Raw genomic sequence first — 21468 nt, forward strand, 5'->3', positions numbered from 1 at the left:
CGTGCGGACGCGGGCCGCTGCCCGGTGTCAGGCGCGGGATTTCCGGAGCACCCAGACGAAGTACGGGGCGCCGACCAGAGCGATCATGAGGCCCGCCGGCACCTGGGACGGGGCGACCACGGTGCGGCCGAGCGCGTCGGCCACACAGACCAGCAGTCCGCCGAGCAGCATCGCGACCGGGATCGACCGCCCGTGCCGAGCGCCCACGAGTGACCGGGCGAGGTGCGGGGCGACGAGCCCCACGAAGCCGACGACGCCGACGGCAGCCACGCTGAGTGCCGCGAGCACCGCGGCGATCCCCAGCGCGGCGAACCGTACGCGTACCGGCCTGATGCCGACGATGCGTGGGGTGTCCTCGTCGACGGCGAGCAGGTCCAGCCGGTCGCGCATGGCGAGCAGCACGGGGAGCGCGAGCGCCAGCGCCACCGCGACCGGAACGACGTCGGGGAACGTACGCCCGTAGGTCGTACCGGAGAGCCAGGTGAAGATCCGGGGCGTGTTCCACGGGTCGGCGCGCAGCAGGAGGAAGGTGGTGACGGAGCTGAGGCCGTATCCGCAGCCGATGCCGATCAGTACGAACCGGTCGGGCAGGAAGCCGCCGCGCCAGGACAGCAGGGCGATCAGAGCGAACGTGGCGAGCCCGGTCACGACGGCGGCGACGATGAGCAGCGGACGGCCGCCGGACACCCCCGACGTGACGATGGCCACGGCACCCAGGCCGGCGCCCGCCGTGATGCCCAGCACACCGGGCTCCGCCAGCGGATTGCGTACCGCGCCCTGCACGACGCATCCGGCGAGACCGAGTGCCGCTCCGGCGAGGATGGCGGCGGTCACGCGCGGGATCCGGTCGTCGAGGGCCTGTCCGATCAGGTCGGGGGCGGCGCCCTGGATCCAGAGCGCGATGTCTCCCGTCCGCAGCCAGAGGCTTCCCGCCAGGACGGCCACGACGGCTGCCACGACCAGGAGTGTCACCGCGGCGCACAGGACGAGGAGGTACGCGCGGCGCGACCGTGCGGCGACCCGTGCGTGCGGTGGCTGACGGAGTTGGCCCGTGTCTCGGAGACGAAGGGCGAGGACCACGATCACGACGGAGCCGAGCAGCGCGGTCGGCACGCCGGTGGGAATGGAGGCGGCCCCGTCCGCACCCTGCACCGCACGCAGTGTCGCGTCCGCGAGCAGGATGAGCAGCGCGCCGAGGAGTCCGGCCGCGGGGACCAGGAAGAGGTGGCGGCGCAGCGCCCGGATCCGTCCCGCGATGAGCCGGGCGAAGACGGGGGCGCCGAGGCCGACGAAGGCGATCGGGCCCGCGAGGGTCACCGCCGTGCCGGTCAGGACCACCGCGCAGATCACGACGATCACTCGGGTCGACCGGATCGGCACACCGAGGGTGGAGGCGGCGTCGTCGCCGAGGTTCATGACGTCGAGCCGCCGGGACAGCGCCAGGGCGACGCACAGCACCACGACCACGACCGGGAGGGCGCGCACCGACGCGTCGATGTTCATCTGGGCGAGGGAACCGCTCCCCCAGGCGAAGAGACCGGTGGTGTTCTCCTTGAACAGGATGAGGACCATCGCGGTCGCCGAGTCCAGGGCCATCGCTATCGCCGACCCGGCGAGGATGAGCCGGGTACCCGAGGTGCCCGCTGCCCGGCCCGCGAGGAGGAGTACGAGTGCCGCGGCGGCCAGGCCGCCGGCGAAGGCGACGGCGCCCGACGCCCAGAGGGGGACGGTGAGACCGAGGGCGGCGACGAGCGAGAGCGTGAAGTAGGACCCCGCCGTGACCGCGAGGGTGTCCGGGGAGGCGAGCGTGTTGTGTGTGACGGACTGCAGCAGCGTGCCGGCCGATCCGAGGGCGAACCCCACGGCCACGCCCGCGAGCAGGCGTGGCAGGCGTGAGCCGATGAGGATCTCGCCGACCGGTGCTCCGCCGGTGTTCTCCCGTTCCCCGGTGAAGTACCGCACCAGGTCGCCGACGCCGACAGCCGACGTCCCCTGCGTCAGGTGCCACATGCCCACCAGGACGGTCAGGGCGAAGAGGGCTGCCAGGACGGCCGCCCCGGTGGGACCGCTGCCGCGCTCACCGCGCGGCAGCGCTTCCCGCCGGGACACCGATGTCTGTGAGGTGCTCACGTGCTCACTTCTTGTCGAGTACGTCGACGTAGGCGTCAATCGCCTGCTCGCAGGAGAGCGGGCCGCCGGCGCCCCACACACCCGACGGGAACGCGTGCGCGCGGCCTTCCTTCACGGCCGGGATGGTCTTCCAGAGCGGGTTCTTCTCCAGGGCGGCGACGTATCCGCCGGCCCCTTCGTCGTTGGCGTAGAAGAAGTTGGCGTCCCCCACCGCGGTGAGACCCTCGACGTCGGTCTGCGCGAGTCCGTAGGAGGGGTCGACGCCTCCGTCGCCGTGGGCCTTGTTGACGTCGTCGGTCCATACGGGGTTCATGCCGAGCTCTTCACCGATCTGCGTGAAGAGGGCGCCCTTGCCGTAGGGGCGGACGGTGAGGTTGCCGCCCTCCAGCCATCCGTCGAAGAACAGGAAGTCGTTCGTCGGCAGTTCGGCGTCGGTGACCTGCTTCTTCGCGGTCGCGAGGTGGGCGTCGAACTCCTTGAGCACCTGGTCGGCCCGCTCGGTGCGCCCCGTCGCCTTGCCGATCATGCTGAACACGTTCTTCATGTTCCCGATCGGGTCCTTCGGGTCCGCCCCCAGCGTGGCCATCACGGGGACACCCCGCTTCTCCAGCTTCACGAGGGTCTCGTCGTCCGCCTTGAACGCCTCCACGACGATGAGGTCGGGCTTCGCCGCGTAGAGGGTGTCGAGGTCGGGCTCCTCACGGGTGCCGATGTCGGTCACCCCGCTGGGCAGCTTCTCCGCGCTGACCCAGGTGCTGTACCCCTTCGCGTCGGAGACCGCGGTGGGGGTGACGCACAGGGTCAGCGCGTCCTCGACCTGCTGCCACTCCAGGACCGCGATCCGTTTGGCGGGCTTGTCCAGCTTCACCTGTCGGCCGACGCCGTCCGTGAAGGAGACCGGCTTCGTCGAGGTGGCCGTGGTGTCGTCGGCGCAGCTCGCCGACGCGGGCGCCGCGGAGGCACTGCTGCCGGCGGCTTCGGTCTTGTCGACGGAGGTCGTACCGCAGGCCGTTGCGGCGAGGACGATGAGCCCCGCGGAGGCTGATGCCGCCAGGCGATGGGCACGGTTCATGAACGATCCTCTTTCTTACGATGAGTTGCGGCGGCGGATGTCGTGCCACCGCGGCTGCGGGCGGGGACGGGGTACTGTCCGGCCGCCTCGGGGCAGGGATTTCGGGCAGGGTGAAGCTGCGCCGGAGCCCGGCCGTCCGGACGGGACGGGCGCGTCACCCTGGCACGGGACGGAGCTCGGCACGTTCGGACCGGATGACCCGGCGGTCCCGGACCGGATGACCCGGCAGTCCCGGGCGGGCGGTTTCAGACTGGATGGCGTCCGATCGGGTCGATGCGGAGACGGCCGGTGCGGGGGTCGATGCCGACGTCGACACGGATGTCGTAGACCTCGCCGATGTTCTGCGCGGTGAGGACGTCGGCGGGTGCTCCCAGCGCGTGGACGTGGCCCGAACGCATCAGGACCAGCGTGTCCGCCACGCGGGACGCGTGGTCGAGGTCGTGCAGCACGATGCCGACGGCGATGCCGTGCTTCTCGACGAGATCGCGCACCAGGTCGAGGGTCTCGATCTGGTAGCGCAGGTCCAGGTGGTTGGTCGGTTCGTCCAGCAGCACGACGCCGGTGTCCTGGGCCAGGCAGGCCGCGAGCCAGACCCGCTGCATCTCACCGCCGGAGAGTTCCCCGACCGGCCGGTCGGCCATGTCGCGTACACCGGTGACACCCATGGCGTGGTCGACGGCGCTCCGGTCCTCGGCCGTCGGCCCGGAGAAGCCGCGCCGGTAGGGGTGGCGTCCGAAGGCCACGACCTCCCTGACCGTCAGCCCTTGGGGCGCGGGCCTCGACTGGGAGAAGAGCGTGACCTCGCGGGCGAACTCGCGGGCGCTGAGCAGTGAGGTGTCGCGCTCGTCCGTTCCGCCGGGGGCGCCGAGCGTCATCCGTCCGCCGTCCACCCGGTGCAGTCGTGAGAGCGCGCGCAGCACGGTGGACTTCCCGCTGCCGTTGGGTCCCACCAGTGCGGTCGCGCGGCCGGGCTCCAGGGCGAGCGAGACGCCGTGGACGACCGGTTTTCCGCCGTAGCTCAGCACCAGGTCGTGCCCGTTGAGCGCGGACACCGGGGCGTCGGAGTCGGCCGTGGGGGCGGCGGCCTGCCGGAAGGGGCTTGTGAACATCGGTGCGTCCGGAGTTTCGAAGGGGATGAGGACTGCGGCACCCTCCGTCCGGTCTTCACGATCCGGGCAGCGAACTCCTCCGCGCACGGGCAGCACCGTTCGCGGCAAGCAACAACTAAGGGTTACCTAACTCCGAGAAGGTTATATTCCGCTTGCCGTGTCGACAACCAGGAGTTCTGGACATGCGATACGGGATTCCGGACATTTCACGAGGCAGCGTCGGCCGCTGCGAAGAAGGCGCCCGGCGTGGTCCCCATGACTCGCCGGAACGCGGCGATGAAGGAGCTGGGCTGCGCATAGCCCAGCGTCTCGGAAACCGTCATCACATCGAAACCCTCGGAGAGGAGCATCAGCGCCCGGTGTACCCGCAGCATCTGCCGCCACTGGGCGAAGGAGAGACCCGTCGTCTGGCGGAACGCGCGGGTGATGGTGCGCTCGCTGGTTTCCAGCAGCCGCGCCCACTCCTCCAGTGAACGGCCGTCGGCAGGATCGTCCAGCAGGGCCTCGGCTATCACATCGATCCGGGGATCACCCGGCAGCTGCAGGGCGAACTGGCGCGCCGACGGCTGAATCACGTCGAACACCACCGACTCCGCCCGCGCCCTGGCCGGTGGGTCGAGATCGGTGCGGGACAGGTGGGCCAGCAGCGATTCGAGCAGCGGCGTCATCGCGATCGCCTTCGGCTCCCCGAATGCGATCGGGGTGCGGTCGGGAGCGAAGAGGGCGTCGTGGAACTCCGCACCCGCCGTCGCCCGGCCGCTGTGCACCACTCCGGCGGGCATCCACAGCCCGTTCCCCTCGAACACCGTGAAGATGTGGTCGCCCACACGGGACGTCAGTGTTCCCCCGCGTACCCAGACGAGCTCGTGCAGAGGATGAGCGTGCGGCGCCCACTCCGTGGGGACGTGCGGAATCCGGAACCCGGCGCTGATGGCGAAGGGGCCCGTCCCCCGTTCCGAAAGCGCCGGGGCCCCGCGCACCACCGTGCCCGCCTCGCGCCGCCACATCCCGGGCATCGCTTCACCACAGGACGATCGCACCATGCGGTCGAGTCTATCCCCGGCCCCCGGCCCCTCCCCGGGCCGTGACCCGCTGCCCGCCCGGCGGGCGCGGCAGCCCATGCGTCCCGTAGACACCGGCCCTCCACCGGTCGCCGGCAACCGTGGATCCGGAGGGGCCGGCGCGACCGCACCGTGCTGCGGCCAGGGCCCGGGTGCGCGGGGCAGCGGCCGGGCAGGCTAGTTTGCTCGGATGAGTCTCCTTGATGATGTGGCCGAGCGCGACGGCTGGCGATGCTGGGTCTGTGACGAGGCGGTCGACCCCGACGAGTCGGTGAACGATCCGCGTGGCCCCAGCGTCGACAGCCGGACCGCCGACCGGAAGGCCAAGGTCGCCGAGCGGCTCGCGCACCGCGGATGCAACAGCCGCAAGGGTGCGGTCAAGGTGGCCATCGCCTGGCCGGACCACGTGTACGTGGTCGAACCCGCGCCGTTGATCACTGTTGCCGGGAGGCTGGAGCGCAAGGGGGGCCGCGAGATGGTGGGCCGTTGTCCGACCAGGCGGGATGCCCAGGAGGCGGCGGACTGGCTGGTCGACCGGTTCTCCCGGCTGGTACCGGGACTGCCTGTGACGGCCGACATCGAGCCGGGCGGCGGCCAGTTCCTCGTCATCCTGGCTGCCGGACGCCGCTGACCGGGGAACACCGGCACCCACTCGCTCCGAGCTGAACCGCCGGGCCCCGCAGCGCGGCGGGACCGCACTGCTCTCCTGTGCCCTGCTACGGCTCGGTGTCGCCGGTTTCCCCCGGCCAACCGCCGCTGCGCCGCGACACGCCCGCCCCGTGCCGGAGGCGTGTGGCGGCGGGGACACGTCCTGGTGTCAGGAACGGGCGCCGCTCCGTCGTGTCAGGAACGGCCGGCGCTCCCTCCTGTCACGAACGGGCGCCGCTCCCTCGTGTCACGAACGGGCCATGAGGGCGGCGAGGGCCGCGCGGGTGGCGACGTCCGTCTTGCGGAACACCCGGGAGAGGTGGGTCTCGACGGTACGCGGACTGAGGTAGAGCCGGGTGGCGATCCCCTGGTTGGTGAGGCCCTCGGCCACCAGTTCGGCCACCTCCCGTTCGCGGGCCGTCAAGGAGGCCAGCCACGGCGGGGCTGTGGAGGACGTACGAGGTTCGGACGGCCGGGTCATCTCCGCCAGACCGATCAGGAGCCCCGCGCCTCCGCCCGTGGCCAGCCGGTGGCCCTGCTCCCACATGACGGCACCGCGCGCTCCGGACCCGGCAGCCGCCATCACCGGTGCCGCGAGCAGCAGCGATCTCGCCTCCCAGAACACCGCACCGGACCGTGCGCACAGCGCAGCCGCCTCGGAGAGCAGCGTCGCCGCGCCGGCGTGGTCGCCGTCGTGAACTGCTAGCTGTGCCGCGCTCCGCATCGCGGAGGCACGCTGCACGGGCAGGCCGAGCTGCTCCGCTTCGTCGCGGGCCCGCCCGGCCCATGCGGACGCCGAGTCGACATCCCCTGTGAAGAGCGCCGCCGTGATCAGGAGTTCCGACAGAAGGGGGCGCATCGAGGGTTGCAGGCCGGCCAGGTCGTCGCCCCCGGCCCGGAGGAGGGCGTCCCGGGCGCGGTGCGGATCGCCGCCGGTGAGCGCGGCGTAGCCGAGCATGCACCAGGCCATGGAGGCCCGCCAGTTGTCGCTCGGCCCCATGGCCGCAACGGCCTCCTCGGCAGCCGCCAGTGCCTCCGGATCACCGGGGGCGGACGCCGCGATCCGTACCTGGGCCTTGTTGGCCAGGACGAAGGCAAGCAGCTCACTGCTGCCGATGCCGCGGGCGATGTCCTCGGCCTCGTCCGCGAGTTCGCGGGCCGACGTCAGCCGGCAGGTCTGGATGCGTACGTGGGCCTTGCACAGCAGCAGGAGCGGCAGGAGGTAGACCTGGCCGCTGCGCCGGGCGATCCCGAGACCCCGCTCGGCATGGCGCTCGGCATCGGCGAAGCGTCCGAGGAATGCCTCCGCCCATCCCAGTCTGCCCAGTGGTTCACACAGCGCCGTCAGGTAGTCGTCGGGCAGCCCGTCCAGTAACCCGGCCGCCTGCGCGGCGTACGCGGTCGCCACGGCCACCCGGCCCTCGTAGGCCTCGCCGAACGCTGCGACCGCCAGTGCCCCGGCCTCACCGCGTTCGTCACCGAGGGCGCGGGCGTCCGCGAGGGTGCGGGCGACCTCTCCGCGCATCTGCGGATAGGCGGCGTTGTGCGGTGCGGACGAGCTCAGTTCGAGACCGATCGACACCCGGTCGGACGGCGATGGTTCCGGCTGCCTGCTCAACTCGCGGCGCAGGAGCGCGATCGCCTCCGGATACCGGCCGAGGTGCCGCTCCGTCAGGGCGCACAGGACGACCGCCGCCGTCCGGACGCCCGTCTCGTCGGGACCGGCCGTGCTGATCACCTTGTGCAGCAGGTCGCGGCTCTCCCGCAGCCCACCGGCGACACCGAGGGCGCGTGCGCGCCGCAGCATCAGATCGCGGCGCTCCGCCCCGCGTTCGGCCGTGTCGGGCAGCAATCGGAGTGCGGCGCTGAGCCAGTGCGCGCAGCTCGTCGGAGCCGTCGACGCGGTCTGCTCGGCCGCCTGCCTCAGTACGGCATACGCGTACGGGTCCCACGTGGTCACCGACCGCTCGATGTGCTGGGCCTGCTCGACAGCCGGTGCACCGGTGCGGGACAGCTCGGCGGCGGCGGCACGATGGATCTCGACGCGCCGCCGGGCCGAGGTGGACTCGTGGACCAGGGTCCGGATCACCGGGTGCCGCAGCATCGTCCGGCCGCCCGGCCCCGGCCGCACGAGGTCTCGTCGTGCCAGAGCGTCCAGATCGTCGTCGAGCTCGGCATCGGTACGTCCGGTCGCCCTGCGGATCACCGGGGCCACGGCGTGATCGCCGAGCACGGCGACCGCCTCCAGGGTCCGGCGCTGCGACGGGGTCAGCGGGGCCAGCTCGTTCAGCAGCAGCGCCGCGAGTCCGGTGGGCAGTTCACCGTGACCGCTCCCGGCGGGGGCCGGGGAGGACGTGGAGCGACGCGCCGCGTCCTCGCGGTACGCGTGCAGGAGGGCGAGGAAGTAGAGCGGATTGCCCTCGCCCTCGGCATGGAGTCGCGCGGCCCGCTCGCGCGGCAGATCGGGGGCGAGCCCCTCGACACAGTCCTGTTCCGCGAGCGGTGCCAGACCGATCCGGAGCACCGCGTCGGTGTCGGCCTCGCGGGTGAGCGCCGCGGTGAGTGAGGTCGGCGTCTGCCGGTCGCGCCGGGCGACGACGAGGACGACCGGGCCGGGGACGGGATGCCGGACGAGATGGTCCAGGAGTTCCAGTGACGCCGGGTCCGCCCAGTGCACGTCGTCCAGCGCCACCACCAGGCCGCCGCCGGTCCGGCCGAGCTGCGTCAACAGCGCCGCCACCGACCGGTGGAGAGCGAAACGGTCCGCGGCTGCGTGCACCGGCGCGGGGGACGGCTCGGCACCGCGGCCGCCGAGGGTACGGGAGACCGCGTCCAGCAGACCGGCCGCGAGGGGCGGGCGGGCGTCCAGGTCGGCGAACGCGTCGGCGAAGGGATGGAACGGGAGATGGCGCTCGTACTCGGTCGCCCGGCCGCGCAGCACGGTCACCCCGCGTCGCCTCGCGCGCAGGCAGAGCTCGGCCATCAACCGGCTCTTGCCGATTCCCGCCGCGCCGGTGAGGTCGACGAGGGACGGGGCCCCATGGCCCAGTCGGTCGATCACCGTGTCGAGAAGCCTCAGTTCGGCCGAGCGGCCGACGAGGGGACTCCCGTTGCCGTGCCGCCCGGCAGCGTCTTCCGATGCTCCCGGGCGTGAGATCTCTCCACCGAACTCCACGGCATTGTCTATCACGTTGAACGCGCGGCCGATCGGGAGTCGTGCCCACGCATGTCCAGCGATTCCGCCGTAGCCGCTGGGCCTGCATCGTCCCGCCCGCTCAGCCGGACAGGGCGAGGACGATCGAGACGAGGACGCCCACCAGGAAGCCGAGGACGAGGGCGGCGAACTCGGCGACGATGAAGACCAAGACGTAGTCACCGCCGTGGCTCCACGTGGCGTCACGCGCGCAGGCACGGAACGAGAGCGACAGGGCGAGGAACGGTCCGAGGATGAGGCCGGTGACGGTGACCCACGTCCCCAGCGCGTAGCCCGACAGCTCATGGGCTCTGCCTCTCGCCATCCGCACCTCGACCGTGCTGCCGGGCTCGTGCGACTCGGCGGCCTTGTCGAGCGTGACTTCACGCCGGGGCTCCCCCGCCGCACGCGGTGCGTACGTGCCCCGGCAGTCGGTGCCGACCTGATCGCCCTGCGCGTCCGTGGCGTCGTAGCACGAGGTGATCGTCATGACGCCGTCCACGGGGCCGATCCCCAGGACGGCCGCCAGGTGGGGTGCCGGAATCAGCCAGATCAGCCACCCCGCGACGGCGAGACTGACCACCGCTCCGGTACGGCCCACCCTCCGCTGCCATGTCCCTGCCGCACGCGCCACTGTCCGCCCTCCCGGTGGCGGCCGTCACACAGACCGTCTGTGCTGTGTGACGGCTCCCCCGACCGGCATGACCCTCCCACTCGCCACGGTGCGGCGCGTCCGTGGTTTCCCTGACGTGCCCTACGTAGTCGGAGACGTGCACGGCGGGCCAGGCATTGCGTAGCGGACGTACGTGGTGACACCGACGCCACCGAAGGCGGGCCCTGCGCGCATCGGCCCTCGTGTCGCAACGCGGCCCGGTGCCCGTCGCTGTCGGCGTGCGGACCATCCGCCCATCGGACAAGAGTCGCTCTCGTGTCCCTCCGCGTCCTCGTTTCCTACCGGCTCGGAGTGGTCGTGGCGCTGCCCCTGGCCGGCTGCGGGTCCACGGGCGGACAAGGGCCCAGCCGTTCCGGGCTCGGCGTCCCCGGTCCGCGCACCGGACGGGGTGCGGCCGGCAAGGGCGCGTCCGGGGACTGCCCCGACACGCACGCGGTGACCGTGGAGGACGACACATTCGGGGGACCGCGGACATCGATCTGTGTGCGCGTCCGCAGGTGCACCCCACAACCGTCGGAGCGGCGTGGGTCAGTGTCTACAGCCGCCCCGTTCGCCGGTGCCCCCGTCACGGCGCATGAACGACTGGCGGCTCCCGGGCCGTGAGGGGATGGATCGCGGCCGCGGGTACGGGCCGGAAGGGCAGCGCCCGAAACAGACCCGGCCGGGACCGCTGTGGCGGTCCCGGCCGGTGCGCACTGCGCGCGACATACCCGCGTGGGTGGTGCGCGCTCCTATGGCTGTGTTCGTGTCGTCACGAGCCACTTCATCCGTGGTGACGGGTACGCCGGGAGTACATGACGAACGCCGCCTTCAGCAGTAGTCCCGCGGCGGCCAGGCCTGCACCGCTCGCCAGCAGCGTGGTGCCTGAACCCGTGTCGGCCAGGTGACCGCCACCCTGGTGACCTGTGTGGCTCGGGTGAGAACTGGGCACCGGGTTCGAGGTGTGTGTCGGGGTGGGGGCCGGGGTGTGTGTCGGAGTGGGGGTCGGAGTCGGCTTCGGGCAATGCCCACCGTGACACGGATCCGGCTTCGGGCAGTGCCCACCGTGACACGGATCCGGCTTCGGGCAGTGCTTACCGTGACACGGGCGCTCTGCTTCGACCTGGAGGGTGACATCGGCGGGCGGCGAGACGACTTCGGTTCCGCCGGACTCCCCGCGCGCGGAAGCCACGTTGATCACGGAGCCCCTGGCCGCATCCGCTTCGGTGACGGTGTAGGTGCCGGTGCAGGTGGTGCTTGCTCCCGGAGCAAGCGTGGTGGACCGGCAGGTGACGTCGGGGACGAGGTCGTCCGAGACCGCGATGTCCGTCAACTGCCCGTCGCCGGTGTTGGTGACGGTGTAGGTGTACGTCACCTCGTCCCCGGTCCGGTAGACCCTGGTGTCGTCGGCGGACTTCTCCAGACGCAGGCTCAGTTCGGAGGCGACCACCAGCGTGACGTCGTCGGGCGGCGACTGGACGGCTGTTTCCCCGGCCCTGCCCTGCGCGGTGGCGACATTGGTGACGGAGCCCTGGGCGGCGTCCTGATCCGTGACCGTGTAGGTGCCGGTGCAGGTGGTGCTGTCGCCCGACTCGCCGGCCGGGGCGAGGGTCGTCGCAGCGCACGACACACCGGTGACGTGGTCGTCGGTGACGCCGACCCCTGTCAGTTCCTGAGGCCCGGTGTTGGTGACGTCGTACGTGTACGTCACCTCGTCACCGGCTCGGTACACCCGGGTGTCGTCGGCCGACTTCTCCAGGCGGAGTCCCGGACCGGCCCGGACGGGCAGCGTGACCTCGTCCGGTGGCGACACGACGGGCGTGCTGCCGTCCTGTCCCTGCGCGGTGGCCGTGTTGGTGACCGAGCCGGCCGCCCCGTCGGCGTCGGTGACGGTGTACGTACCGGTGCACGTCATCGTCTCGCCCACAGCCAGCGTCGTCGTCGGGCAGGTGATCCCGGCGACGCGGTCGTCGGTCACCGTCACACCGGTCAGCGGGACGTTGCCGCTGTTGGTCGCCACGTACTCGAACGGCACCTTCATGCCCGGCGTCAGCGGGGTGGGCAGCGGCGGCTCCTGGGACACCTGCTTGACCAGGTTGAGCTGGGGCAGCGCAGCGGCCGGATGGACGGAGACGTTCCGGATCAGGTGGACGTCGGTGAACAAGCCGGTCGACGCGGCGAAGCCGAACTTGTACGTGTCCGGTACGGGCTGCGGCGCCGGTGTCGAGAGCACCTCCTGGGAGCCGTTGCCGTCGTGGAAGTCGATCGAGACCGTGATCACCGGATCGGGCGAGGGTGAGATCTCCACCGTCACGGTGCGACGCGAGGGTTCGAGCAGCGCCTCCGCCTCCGCCGGGGTGGAGCCGGCCGGGATCGAGGTGGTGGGCCCGTGCAGTTGTCCGGGCAGCGTGGAGGGCCAGGGGCCGGTCGTCGAGAAGTTGTTGGTGGTGGCGTCGAGGAAGCAGTAGCCCTCGATTCCGTCCCCCGGGCCGCGCAGGGTCACCATGTTCTGGCCCGGCGCGGGAATCCGGAAGGAGGTGCCGGCCGGGGACCTGGTGTCGCAGCCGTTGCCGCGGTGTTCCCAGTCCCCGAAGTAGTTGCCCAGCACGTCCAGACCGACGCCGACGTAGCCTCGGTTGACGCCCGGGACGAACGTCTGAGAGGGGTCGTCGTCGGGAAGTTTCTGCGCGTAGCCGAGGCTGCCGCCGAAGGCTCCCGGTGACGTCAGCGAGGCGGCACCGTCGATGAGGAAGAAGGAGATGCCGTCGGCGGGAGGGTTGGTCGCGCCGCCGTACTGCCACTGGTCGAACGTGGTGACCAGCCCCTCGTTCGCCGGCAGGGCGTGGTTGTAGAGGACCGCGGCCGACTGGTCGTTCGATGCGTCGGTCAGCCGCAGGTATCCGTGCGGTGCCCCGTTGCCCGGGGGGACGGGCCCGGTCGCACCGGCCGGGCACCCCGTCAGGGGGTGTGTCCCCGTCCCGGCGGCCGGGGCCTGCGGGGCACCCGTCAGACACGCGGGCCCGAACGCCTCGAACTCCGCCTGCGCGTCGGCCCCGGTGAACGTCTCGTCGACCAGCGGGACGCCCACGGGCTGGGCGAAGGCGGCCTGGCCCGGCAGGCCCAGACCCGCAGCCACCATCCCGAGAACACCGAGGCCGGTCGCAGCCCACCGGGCCTTCGCTGTACGCCCGGTTCCTGTGCCAGTGGTGCGTAAATCTCTCAGACTCATACCAAGAAATGTATGTAAAGCTGATTATTCATACTCACGAGACACGCATCGCGCCCCGTGTCACCAACCCGGACGGCCGCAGCGCCACGATCCCCCGCTCCGCCGGACCGTGATGGAGCCTCAGCCGACGTCACTTCGGTAGCGGACCGGGGTGACGGACGGGAGAAAGTGCTCCGGTGGGTCACCCCCGATCCGGCCGTAGAGGAACCGGTCGTCCGCCCGGGCCCATGGCTCGCGCAGAGGGGTCTCGATCCGGCACGGCGCCGTGGATGTGAGACTACGAGGATGCTCATACAGTTCGTGACCGCCACCGGTGTCCTGGCGGTACTGACCATGGTGCCGGGACCCGACATGGCCGTCGTGACCAAGCGGGCCGTGGCCGCCGGTTGGCGGGACGGACTCCGGACAGCAGGTGGCATCACCGCGGGACTGCTGGTCTGGGGCGTCCTCTCGGTGGCCGGCCTCGCCGCCGTTCTGGCCGCGTCCGCCACCACGTACACCGCCGTCAGACTCGCCGGGGCCGGCTACCTGCTCCTCCTCGGCGTCCAGACATTGCTCCAGAGCCGTCGCGGTCGTCCTCGGACTCCGGCAGCAGGCTCCTCCGCCGCACCCCGCGGCAACCCTTGGCGGACCGGTCTGGTGAGCAACATCTTCAATCCCAAGATCGCCGTCTTCTACACCGGTCTGTTGCCGACGCTCGCCCCGACCGGCCTGTCTCCGCACACCGGCATGGCCCTGCTGGTCCTCGTGCACGCGGCGCTCACCGCGCTCTGGCTCGGCGGGTACGTTCTGATGCTGGCCAAGGCGAGTGCCTACTTCACGAAGCCGGCCGTGCGCCGTGCCATGGACCGTGTCACCGGGGTCGTACTGATCGGCTTCGGCCTGAAGGTCGCCACGACCCGGCCCTGAGCCCCCGTGGCACGAATCGCGACTCCGACGCGGCCCCCTCCCCCTGACGACAGACCGCGCCACCGGCACCTGCCCGGACCGCCTGACCGGCGCACCCTGCTGCAAAGGAACAACACCATGACACATGACGATGCCTCAGTGCTCGACGATCCGGTGGGCCAGTCGCTCGGCGGTCGGCACGCGCATCTCGGCCGGCGGGTCGGCCGGGCCGCCACGTATCTCCCCGGGGTGGCCACCTTCTCCTCCCTGCCCACCGATCCGGATACGGACGACTGGGACGACCTGGCCGCGCTGCTCGGCCCGAACGCGTTCGCCGACATGTTCAGCTGCCCGGCGGTCCCTCCGCCGGACTGGAAGCCCGTGTTCCGACTCGAAGGCCGGCAGATGATCCCGTCCTACGACGACCGGACCGGTCGCCCTCGGACCGCGTCCGACACCGGTGTGATCGAACTGGGCGCGGACGACGTGCCCGAGATGCTCGGCCTCGTGGCACGGACCGAGCCGGGTCCCTTCTGGCCGCGCACCCACGAACTCGGCACCTACCTCGGTATCCGGGTTCGGGGCACCTTGGTGGCGATGGCGGGAGAACGGCTGCGCCCCCCGGGGTGGGCCGAGATCAGCGCTGTCTGCACGGCACCCGAGGCACGTGGGCAGGGATACGCCGCTCGCCTGGTCCATACGCTCGCCGCCCTCATCGAGGCACGCGGCGAGCGCCCCTTCCTGCACGTGGCCGAGGCCAACACCGGCGCGATCGCGTTGTACGAGCGTCTCGGCTTCAAAACCCGCACACAGGTGACCTTCCAAGGCTTCCGTACTCCCTGACAGCCCACCGCCCCCGCCCGCCCCAGCCCGGGAGCCCGCAGGGAGAAACGGCCACCGGGCAGGCCCGTCACCGGCCTTGGGGCTTCCCCACCATCGCCCGGACCCGGCGCCAGGGCGTGTCCGGGCGGGCTCCGCGTGGGTGGTCGGGCCCGCTGGAGGGCTGTCGGCCCTGGGCCGCAGGCGACGTCTGCGCCCATGGCCGACGCCGCTGGGGGTGCTTCGAGCGGACGGGGCGGTCTGCTTCAGGTCCGCGGGCCGTCCGCGTCGGCGGCCCGGCGCAGCCGCTCCGGTTCCGGGCAGCGGGCGCCCTCCGGCGTCCGGTGTGTCGCCGCCAGGTCGCCCGCACCACATGCGCGTGTGCGATTCCTGTCGAGTCAGGCGCCGAGTGCGTGTCCGGTGGTTGCGTCGACGTGCTCTGGGATCTCGTCGTGGCGATCGCCCACGGTCGGCGTCCCGGTGGGCTCGAACATGAGGATCGCGGCGCCGGACGGGGCGTGCGGCTTGTGCTCCGTACCTCGGGGGACGGTGAAGACCGCGCCCTGCGGGAGCAGCACCGTGCGCTCCCCGGCGGGCTCGCGCAAGGAGATGCGCAACTCGCCGTCGAGCACCAGGAAGAACTCGTCGGTGTCGTCGTGGACGTGCCAGACGTGTTCGCCCTCGACCTTGGCGACGCGGACGTCGTAGTCGTTGACGCGCGTCACGATGCGGGGGCTCCACAAGGCATCGAAGGAGGCCAACGCCTTGCTGAGGGAGATGGGTTCGCTGCTCATGGGCTCATCCTGAGCCGTTTCGCAGGGGCGCCGCGAGTGCTAGGAATCGCATATGACGAAAGAATCCTCGCACACGGCAGAAACGGCCGCCGTACACCGCGTCGTCGTGATCGTGGACGAGAACTCGAACCCCTTCGAGCTCGGCTGCGCGACGGAGGTCTTCGGTCTGCGCAGACCGGAGATCGGCCGTGACCTCTACGACTTCACACTCTGTTCGCCCGAGCCCCGCACCCTGATGCGGGACGGATTCTTCACGCTCACGGGAGTCGCCGGCCTGGAGGCGGCCGACGCGGCGGACACCTTGATCGTCCCCAACCGGCCGGACGTCGAAGTGCCCCGCCGTCCCGCCGTGCTCGATACCGTCCGCCGGGCACACGCCCGGGGTGCGCGCCTGATCGGCTTCTGCAGCGGCGCCTTCACCCTGGCCGAGGCCGGCGTCCTCGACGGACGCCGGGCCACCGCCCACTGGCAATGGGCGGATTCCTTCCGGGCCCGATTCCCTTCGGTCCGGCTCGAAGCAGATGTGCTGTTCGTGGATGACGGTGACATCCTCACCGCGGCAGGAAGTGCCGCCGCGCTCGATCTCGGACTGCACGTGGTCCGTCGCGACCACGGCGCGGAGGTGGCCAACTCGGTGAGCCGCCGGCTGGTCTTCGCGGCGCATCGGGACGGTGGACAGCGACAGTTCGTCGAGCGCCCCATGCCCGACCTGCCGGACGAGTCCTTGGCCCCCGTCCTGGCCTGGGTTCAGGAGCGGCTGGACGCATCGCTCACCGTGCCTGATCTCGCGGCGCGAGCGGCGGTCAGCCCGGCGACGCTGCATCGCCGCTTCCAGGCGCAACTGGGCACGACGCCGCTCGCATGGCTGACGGGGGAACGTCTGGCTCTGGCCTGCCGGTTGATCGAGCGGGGCGAGTCACGCTTCGAGGTGGTCGCGCGCCGCAGCGGCCTCGGCACCGCCGCTCATCTGCGCACCCTGATGCGCCGGGAGACCGGCATCACGCCGTCTGCGTACAAGCGCCGGTTCGGTCCGGAGGCGAACTGACAGCGGCATCCGCCGACGCAGACCACATGCGCGGCGGGACGGCGAAGTGGTGCGCGGCCAGGGGGACGCCGTCCACGCGGAGGCGCTCCCGGCCGACCGGCCTACGGTCCCGGCTACCGCAACTACAGGGCCGCAGGCGCCTTCTCCGCCAACTGGACGCGCCTCGACACCATGCTGCACGAGGGCCTCAAGCGGGTCTGCGCCAACCACTCCGGCGCCGGCGCCACCTGTTGCAAGGGCCTGGCCTGGACGTACTACGGGCCGGTCGACAAGCTCCGCTCGGTCGCCCCGCCCGACGCCCGGGTGGGCTGATACCGGCCGTGTCCGCTGAGCGGACACGGCCGCCCGGATGCCGTCTTGACGGTGCGCCATCAAGAGTCCACGATCGGGCACGCACCGCGCCCCTTCCCGCCCCGTGGGAAGGGGCGCACGGCCAGTTCCACACCCGATCCCTTCGCGCGTACGGAACCCGGAGCCCCCACATGACTCTCTCCTTCCCCAGACGCACGGCCGTGGCAGCAGCGGCCTCCCTCGCACTCGCCGCCCTCCTCGCTCCCGCTGTCCCCGCATCCGCGGCCCCGTCGTCCGCCGCCGCCCTCGCGGCCCCGGACATCCCGGTCGCCAACGTCAAGGCGCACCTCGCCCAGCTGCAGTCCATCGCCACCGCCAACGGCGGCAACCGCGCCCACGGCAGGGCCGGTTACAAGGCCTCCGTCGACTACGTGAAGGCCAAACTCGACGCCGCCGGATTCACCACCACGCTCCAGACGTTCACCTCCGGCGGGTCCACCGGGTACAACCTGATCGCCGACTGGCCGGGCGGCGACGCGAGCCAGGTCCTGATGACCGGCGCGCACCTCGACTCCGTCACGGCCGGTCCGGGGATCAACGACAACGGCTCCGGGTCGGCCGCGGTCCTGGAGACCGCCCTCGCCGTCTCGCGGGCCGGCTACCAGCCGTCGAAACACCTGCGCTTCGCCTGGTGGGGAGCGGAGGAGCTCGGCATGGTCGGATCGACGTACTACGTCAACCACCTCGCCGCGGCCGACCGCGCGAAGATCACCGGATATCTGAACTTCGACATGATCGGCTCGCCCAATCCCGGCTACTTCGTGTACGACGACGACCCCACGATCGAGAAGACGTTCAAGGACTACTACGCCGGCCTCTCGATACCGACCGAGATCGAGACGGAGGGCGACGGCCGCTCCGACCACGCTCCGTTCAAGAACGCCGGCATACCCGTCGGCGGCCTCTTCTCCGGGGCCGACTACACCAAGACCGCAGCCCAGGCGCAGAAGTGGGGCGGCACCTCCGGCCTGGCCTTCGACCGGTGCTACCACGCGTCCTGCGACACCTCTGCCAACATCAACGACACGGCGCTCGACCGGAACAGCGACGCGATCGCCTACGCGGTCTGGGGCCTGTCCGCCGCGACCACCCCACCGCCCTCCGGCACCGTCTTCGAGAACACGGCGGACGTGGCCGTACCTGACAACGGCGCTGCCGTGACGTCGTCCGTCTCCGTCACCGGCCGCACCGGCAACGCACCTGCCACGCTCAAGGCGAGCGTCGACATCAAGCACACCTACCGCGGCGACCTGGTTGTCGACCTTCTCGCGCCCGACGGCTCCGCTTACCGGCTCAAGAGCTCCAGCTCCGGCGACTCCGCGGACAACGTGATCGCCACCTACACGGTCGACGCGTCGAGCGAGGCCGCCAACGGGACGTGGAAGCTGCGAGTGCAGGATGTGGCAGCACAGGACACCGGCTACATCGACAGCTGGAAACTGACCTTCTGACGTGAACGCGCGGCACACGGTGATCGCATCGTGTGCCGCCCGGCCGTTCTCCCGGGATCAACGGCCGTACGTGTGCTCGTAGTCGAAGCGAGCCGCGACCTGCGCCGTGTCAGGCGGGACGGGCCCGATGCCGCACCGCCGACATTCATGCCGGGCAGGACGCGGGTCCAGCCGTCGTCGTCACCGCAGCCGCCCAGCAGGTACCCGCCGACAGCCACCAGGACCACGCTGCCCATCGGTCCGGTCGGCAGCGGGACGCTCGGGGCGAGCACCCCGCGCACATGGCCGGATCCCGTCATCCTGAAAGGGCACCTTCCGCGCAGGACCCGAATCCTGGGAAGTCGATCCCTGAGGCCAGGTGCGACAACTCGCGAACTCACCTCCCTTGTGGCCGAGCTTAGAAGCGACTTGGCGCACATCAGCGTTCAAGACTTGAAGCTTGTGCATCTTCTTGACGGTTCACCGCTGTCACTCAACACTGCCTTGACGGACCCAGCACCTCGCTCATCCGTAGATTGAGAGCGTTCTCAAGAGGTTGATTCAAAGGCCTGCAGAGTTGTCAAGGCGATGCACTGCACAGTGCCGAGACAGTCTGCACCCTGTCTTCCGCGTTGATCCGGTGTTCACTTCACGAAACCAGGTGAAAGGACTCCCACCCATGCGCACTACCGTCCCGCCCGGCCGCATGAGACCCCTGCCAGGTCCGAAGCACCGCGTCATCGCTCTGCTGAGTGCGCTCCTCGCGCTCGTCGGACTGCTCGGCCTCGATCAGAGCGCCGCTCCCGCCTCGGCAGCAGCGCCCGACTACACCCAGAGCGTCACTCAGCTGAGCTCCACGCAAGCTCAGATCTCGTTCACACCGACCACGTCCGCTGTCTACGTCGATGTGCACTACCTGGTCAGCAGCGCCAACCAGCAGAACGTCCGTATGACCAACAATGCGGGCACGTGGACTCAGACCGTCGGCTCGCTCGCCAACGGGACGGTCCTGGAGTACTGGTTCACCTACGAGAAGAGCGGGCCGCAGTACGACACACCCCACTTCACGTACACCCAGGGCGGTGGTGGAACCGGCACTGTTGCCACACCCACCTTCACTCCCGCAGCGGGCTCCTACGCATCGGCCCAGAGCGTGACGCTCGCCGACGCGACCGCGGGCGCGAGCATCCGCTACACGCGTGACGGCTCCACCCCCACCGCGGCGTCCACCCTGTACAGCGCGCCGATCAGCGTCACAGCCACTGCCACCATCAAGGCCATCGCCATCAAGTCCGGACTCGCCGACTCCGCTGTCGCCAGTGCGACTTACACGATCGGCGCATCGGGAAGCTGCCCCACCCAGTCGGACACACCGGACTTCGGCCCGAACGTCCACATCTACGACCCGAGCATGTCCAGTGCCACCATTCAGGCGCAGCTCGACGCGCAGTTCGCCCAGATGAAGGACACCGCCTCCGCGCAGTTCAGCGAGAACCGGGTGGCACAGCTCTTCAAGCCGGGTACGTACGCCGTCGACGACAATGTCGGCTACTACACCTCGGTGGCGGGTCTCGGGCAGAATCCGGGCGACGTGACGATCAACGGACACGTCACCGTGGACGCCTTCAACGCCTCGGACGCGGGCAACGCGACGCAGAACTTCTGGCGCTCGGCCGAGAATCTGGCCATCAACCCGGTGGGCGGGAACCGTTGGGCCGTGGCCCAGGCGGCCCCGTTCCGCCGGATCGACGTCCGCGGCGACCTGCAGCTCTACCCGGCCAGTTACGGCTGGGCGAGCGGCGGCTACATCGCCGACACCAAAGTCAGCGGCCAGGCGGCGTCCATCTCGCAGCAGCAGTGGTACACCCGGGACAGTAACGTGGGCAGCTGGGCCGGCGGCGTGTGGAACATGGTCTTCTCCGGCACCGCCGGTGCTCCCGCGAACACCTTCCCCAACCCGCCCGAAACCACCTTGGCCACCACCCCGGTCTCCCGTGACGTGCCATATCTGTACATCGACGGCGCCGGAAAGTACCGAGTGTTCCTTCCGTCGCTGCGCACCAACGCATCGGGGGCGAGCTGGGCGAACGGCAGCACTCCCGGCACCTCTCAGCCGATGAGCCAGTTCTACGTCGTCAAGGCCGGCGACACTGCCGCGACCATCAACAACGCCCTTTCTCAGGGCTGCAACCTGTTCGTCACGCCGGGCGTCTACCACCTGAACCAGACGCTGAACATCACCCGGCCCAACACGGTCGTCCTCGGCATCGGCTACCCGACCTTCGTCCCGGACAACGGCGTCAACGCGATCCAGGTCGCCGACGTGGACGGAGTCCGTCTCAAGGGCCTGCTGATCGACGCCGGAACCACCAACTCGGCTGCGCTGCTGACCGTCGGCCCGTCCGGATCGTCCGCGAGCCACGCGGGCAACCCGACGACCATCCAGGACGTGTTCTTCCGGATCGGTGGCCAGATCGCCGGCAAGGCGACGACCAGCCTGATCGTCAACAGCAACAACGCGATCATCGACCACATCTGGGCCTGGCGGGCCGACCACGGCAAGGCGGGAACCTTCGGCTGGACGACCAACACGGCGGACACCGGCGTGATCGTCAACGGCAGCAGCGTTCTGGCGACCGGCCTCTTCGTCGAGCACTACCAGAAGCACGAGGTCATCTGGAACGGTCAGAACGGCAAGACGATCTTCTTCCAGAACGAGATGCCGTACGACGTGCCCAACCAGGCCGCGTGGATGAGCGCGGCAGGGGTCAACGGATATGCCGCTTACAAGGTGGGCGCGGGCGTCACCACCCACGAGGCGTGGGGACTCGGCAGCTACTGCTACTTCAACGTCAACCCCGCGGTGAACAGCTACCACGCCTTCGAAGTGCCCAGCACCCCCGGCGTGAAGTTCCACAACGCTCTGACGGTCTCACTCGGTGGCGTGGGCACCATCACCCACGTCATCAACGACGTGGGGGCGGTGACCGCCTCGGACACCACTCCCAGCAATGTGGTCGCCTATCCATGAGGCAATGACCTGACGT

At 70.6% G+C, this 21468-nt stretch carries 14 protein-coding genes and 2 pseudogenes; 8 read left to right on the forward strand and 8 right to left on the reverse strand.

Annotated features, from left to right (window positions below; translation table 11 throughout):
• Positions 1-27 precede the first annotated feature (27 nt).
• The 4 genes from ACGFZA_RS29175 to ACGFZA_RS29190 form a co-directional block, all read right to left on the reverse strand.
• A complete protein-coding gene (locus tag ACGFZA_RS29175) occupies positions 28-2130 on the reverse strand; it encodes an iron ABC transporter permease (protein ID WP_393682996.1) in 2103 nt (700 codons plus the stop codon).
• Between the two features lie 4 nt (positions 2131-2134).
• Positions 2135-3202, reverse strand: a complete 1068-nt coding sequence (locus tag ACGFZA_RS29180) for an iron-siderophore ABC transporter substrate-binding protein (protein WP_385276585.1) — start codon at positions 3200-3202, stop codon at positions 2135-2137.
• A 245-nt stretch (positions 3203-3447) separates the two neighbouring features.
• The gene (locus ACGFZA_RS29185; RefSeq protein WP_385276582.1) at positions 3448-4311 is read right to left on the reverse strand and encodes an ABC transporter ATP-binding protein; all 864 of its coding nucleotides are present in this window, start codon (positions 4309-4311) and stop codon (positions 3448-3450) included.
• 206 nt (positions 4312-4517) lie between these two features.
• Positions 4518-5354, reverse strand: a complete 837-nt coding sequence (locus ACGFZA_RS29190) for a helix-turn-helix domain-containing protein (RefSeq protein ID WP_393682999.1) — start codon at positions 5352-5354, stop codon at positions 4518-4520.
• A gap of 208 nt (positions 5355-5562) precedes the next feature.
• Between ACGFZA_RS29190 and ACGFZA_RS29195 the strand changes: the two genes are divergently transcribed.
• A complete protein-coding gene (locus ACGFZA_RS29195; RefSeq protein WP_385276576.1) occupies positions 5563-6003 on the forward strand; it encodes a hypothetical protein in 441 nt (146 codons plus the stop codon).
• A 264-nt stretch (positions 6004-6267) separates the two neighbouring features.
• Here ACGFZA_RS29195 and ACGFZA_RS29200 read toward each other — a convergent pair whose 3' ends face one another.
• From ACGFZA_RS29200 to ACGFZA_RS29210, 3 genes are all read right to left on the reverse strand, one after another.
• The gene (locus ACGFZA_RS29200; protein ID WP_393683323.1) at positions 6268-9177 is read right to left on the reverse strand and encodes an AAA family ATPase; all 2910 of its coding nucleotides are present in this window, start codon (positions 9175-9177) and stop codon (positions 6268-6270) included.
• Positions 9178-9295: 118 nt separating this feature from the next.
• Positions 9296-9814, reverse strand: a complete 519-nt coding sequence (locus ACGFZA_RS29205) for a hypothetical protein (RefSeq protein ID WP_385276570.1) — start codon at positions 9812-9814, stop codon at positions 9296-9298.
• 835 nt (positions 9815-10649) lie between these two features.
• Entirely contained in the window at positions 10650-13094 is a 2445-nt protein-coding gene (locus tag ACGFZA_RS29210) for a hypothetical protein (protein WP_385276566.1), read from the reverse strand.
• Between the two features lie 285 nt (positions 13095-13379).
• Between ACGFZA_RS29210 and ACGFZA_RS29215 the strand changes: the two genes are divergently transcribed.
• Together ACGFZA_RS29215 and ACGFZA_RS29220 are read left to right on the forward strand one after the other, a co-directional pair.
• Positions 13380-14003 (forward strand): LysE family translocator, encoded by a 624-nt coding sequence (locus ACGFZA_RS29215; RefSeq protein ID WP_385276563.1) that lies wholly within the window; start codon positions 13380-13382, stop codon positions 14001-14003.
• A gap of 117 nt (positions 14004-14120) precedes the next feature.
• Positions 14121-14825, forward strand: coding sequence for a GNAT family N-acetyltransferase (locus ACGFZA_RS29220; RefSeq protein WP_385276560.1), 705 nt, complete (start codon positions 14121-14123; stop codon positions 14823-14825).
• 374 nt (positions 14826-15199) lie between these two features.
• Here the strand turns inward: ACGFZA_RS29220 and ACGFZA_RS29225 are convergent, their stop codons facing one another.
• Complete coding sequence (locus tag ACGFZA_RS29225; protein WP_393683003.1) at positions 15200-15595, reverse strand: cupin domain-containing protein; 396 nt, start codon at positions 15593-15595, stop codon at positions 15200-15202.
• 52 nt (positions 15596-15647) lie between these two features.
• Here ACGFZA_RS29225 and ACGFZA_RS29230 point away from each other — a divergent pair, with 52 nt between their 5' ends.
• From ACGFZA_RS29230 to ACGFZA_RS29250, 5 genes and pseudogenes are all read left to right on the forward strand, one after another.
• Entirely contained in the window at positions 15648-16640 is a 993-nt protein-coding gene (locus ACGFZA_RS29230; RefSeq protein WP_385276554.1) for a GlxA family transcriptional regulator, read from the forward strand.
• A 123-nt stretch (positions 16641-16763) separates the two neighbouring features.
• Positions 16764-16952: pseudogene (locus tag ACGFZA_RS29235) on the forward strand (hypothetical protein); the annotation flags it as partial.
• 170 nt (positions 16953-17122) lie between these two features.
• Complete coding sequence (locus ACGFZA_RS29240) at positions 17123-18442, forward strand: M28 family metallopeptidase (protein WP_393683005.1); 1320 nt, start codon at positions 17123-17125, stop codon at positions 18440-18442.
• Positions 18443-19127: 685 nt separating this feature from the next.
• Positions 19128-19466: pseudogene (locus ACGFZA_RS29245) on the forward strand (hypothetical protein); the annotation flags it as partial.
• Positions 19467-19574: 108 nt separating this feature from the next.
• Positions 19575-21452 carry a chitobiase/beta-hexosaminidase C-terminal domain-containing protein gene (locus ACGFZA_RS29250; RefSeq protein ID WP_393683325.1) on the forward strand — a complete coding sequence of 626 codons (1878 nt, stop codon included), beginning with the start codon at positions 19575-19577 and terminating at the stop codon, positions 21450-21452.
• Positions 21453-21468 lie beyond the last annotated feature (16 nt).

The organism is Streptomyces sp. NPDC048211 (genome assembly GCF_043202315.1).
Lineage (GTDB): Bacteria > Actinomycetota > Actinomycetes > Streptomycetales > Streptomycetaceae > Streptomyces.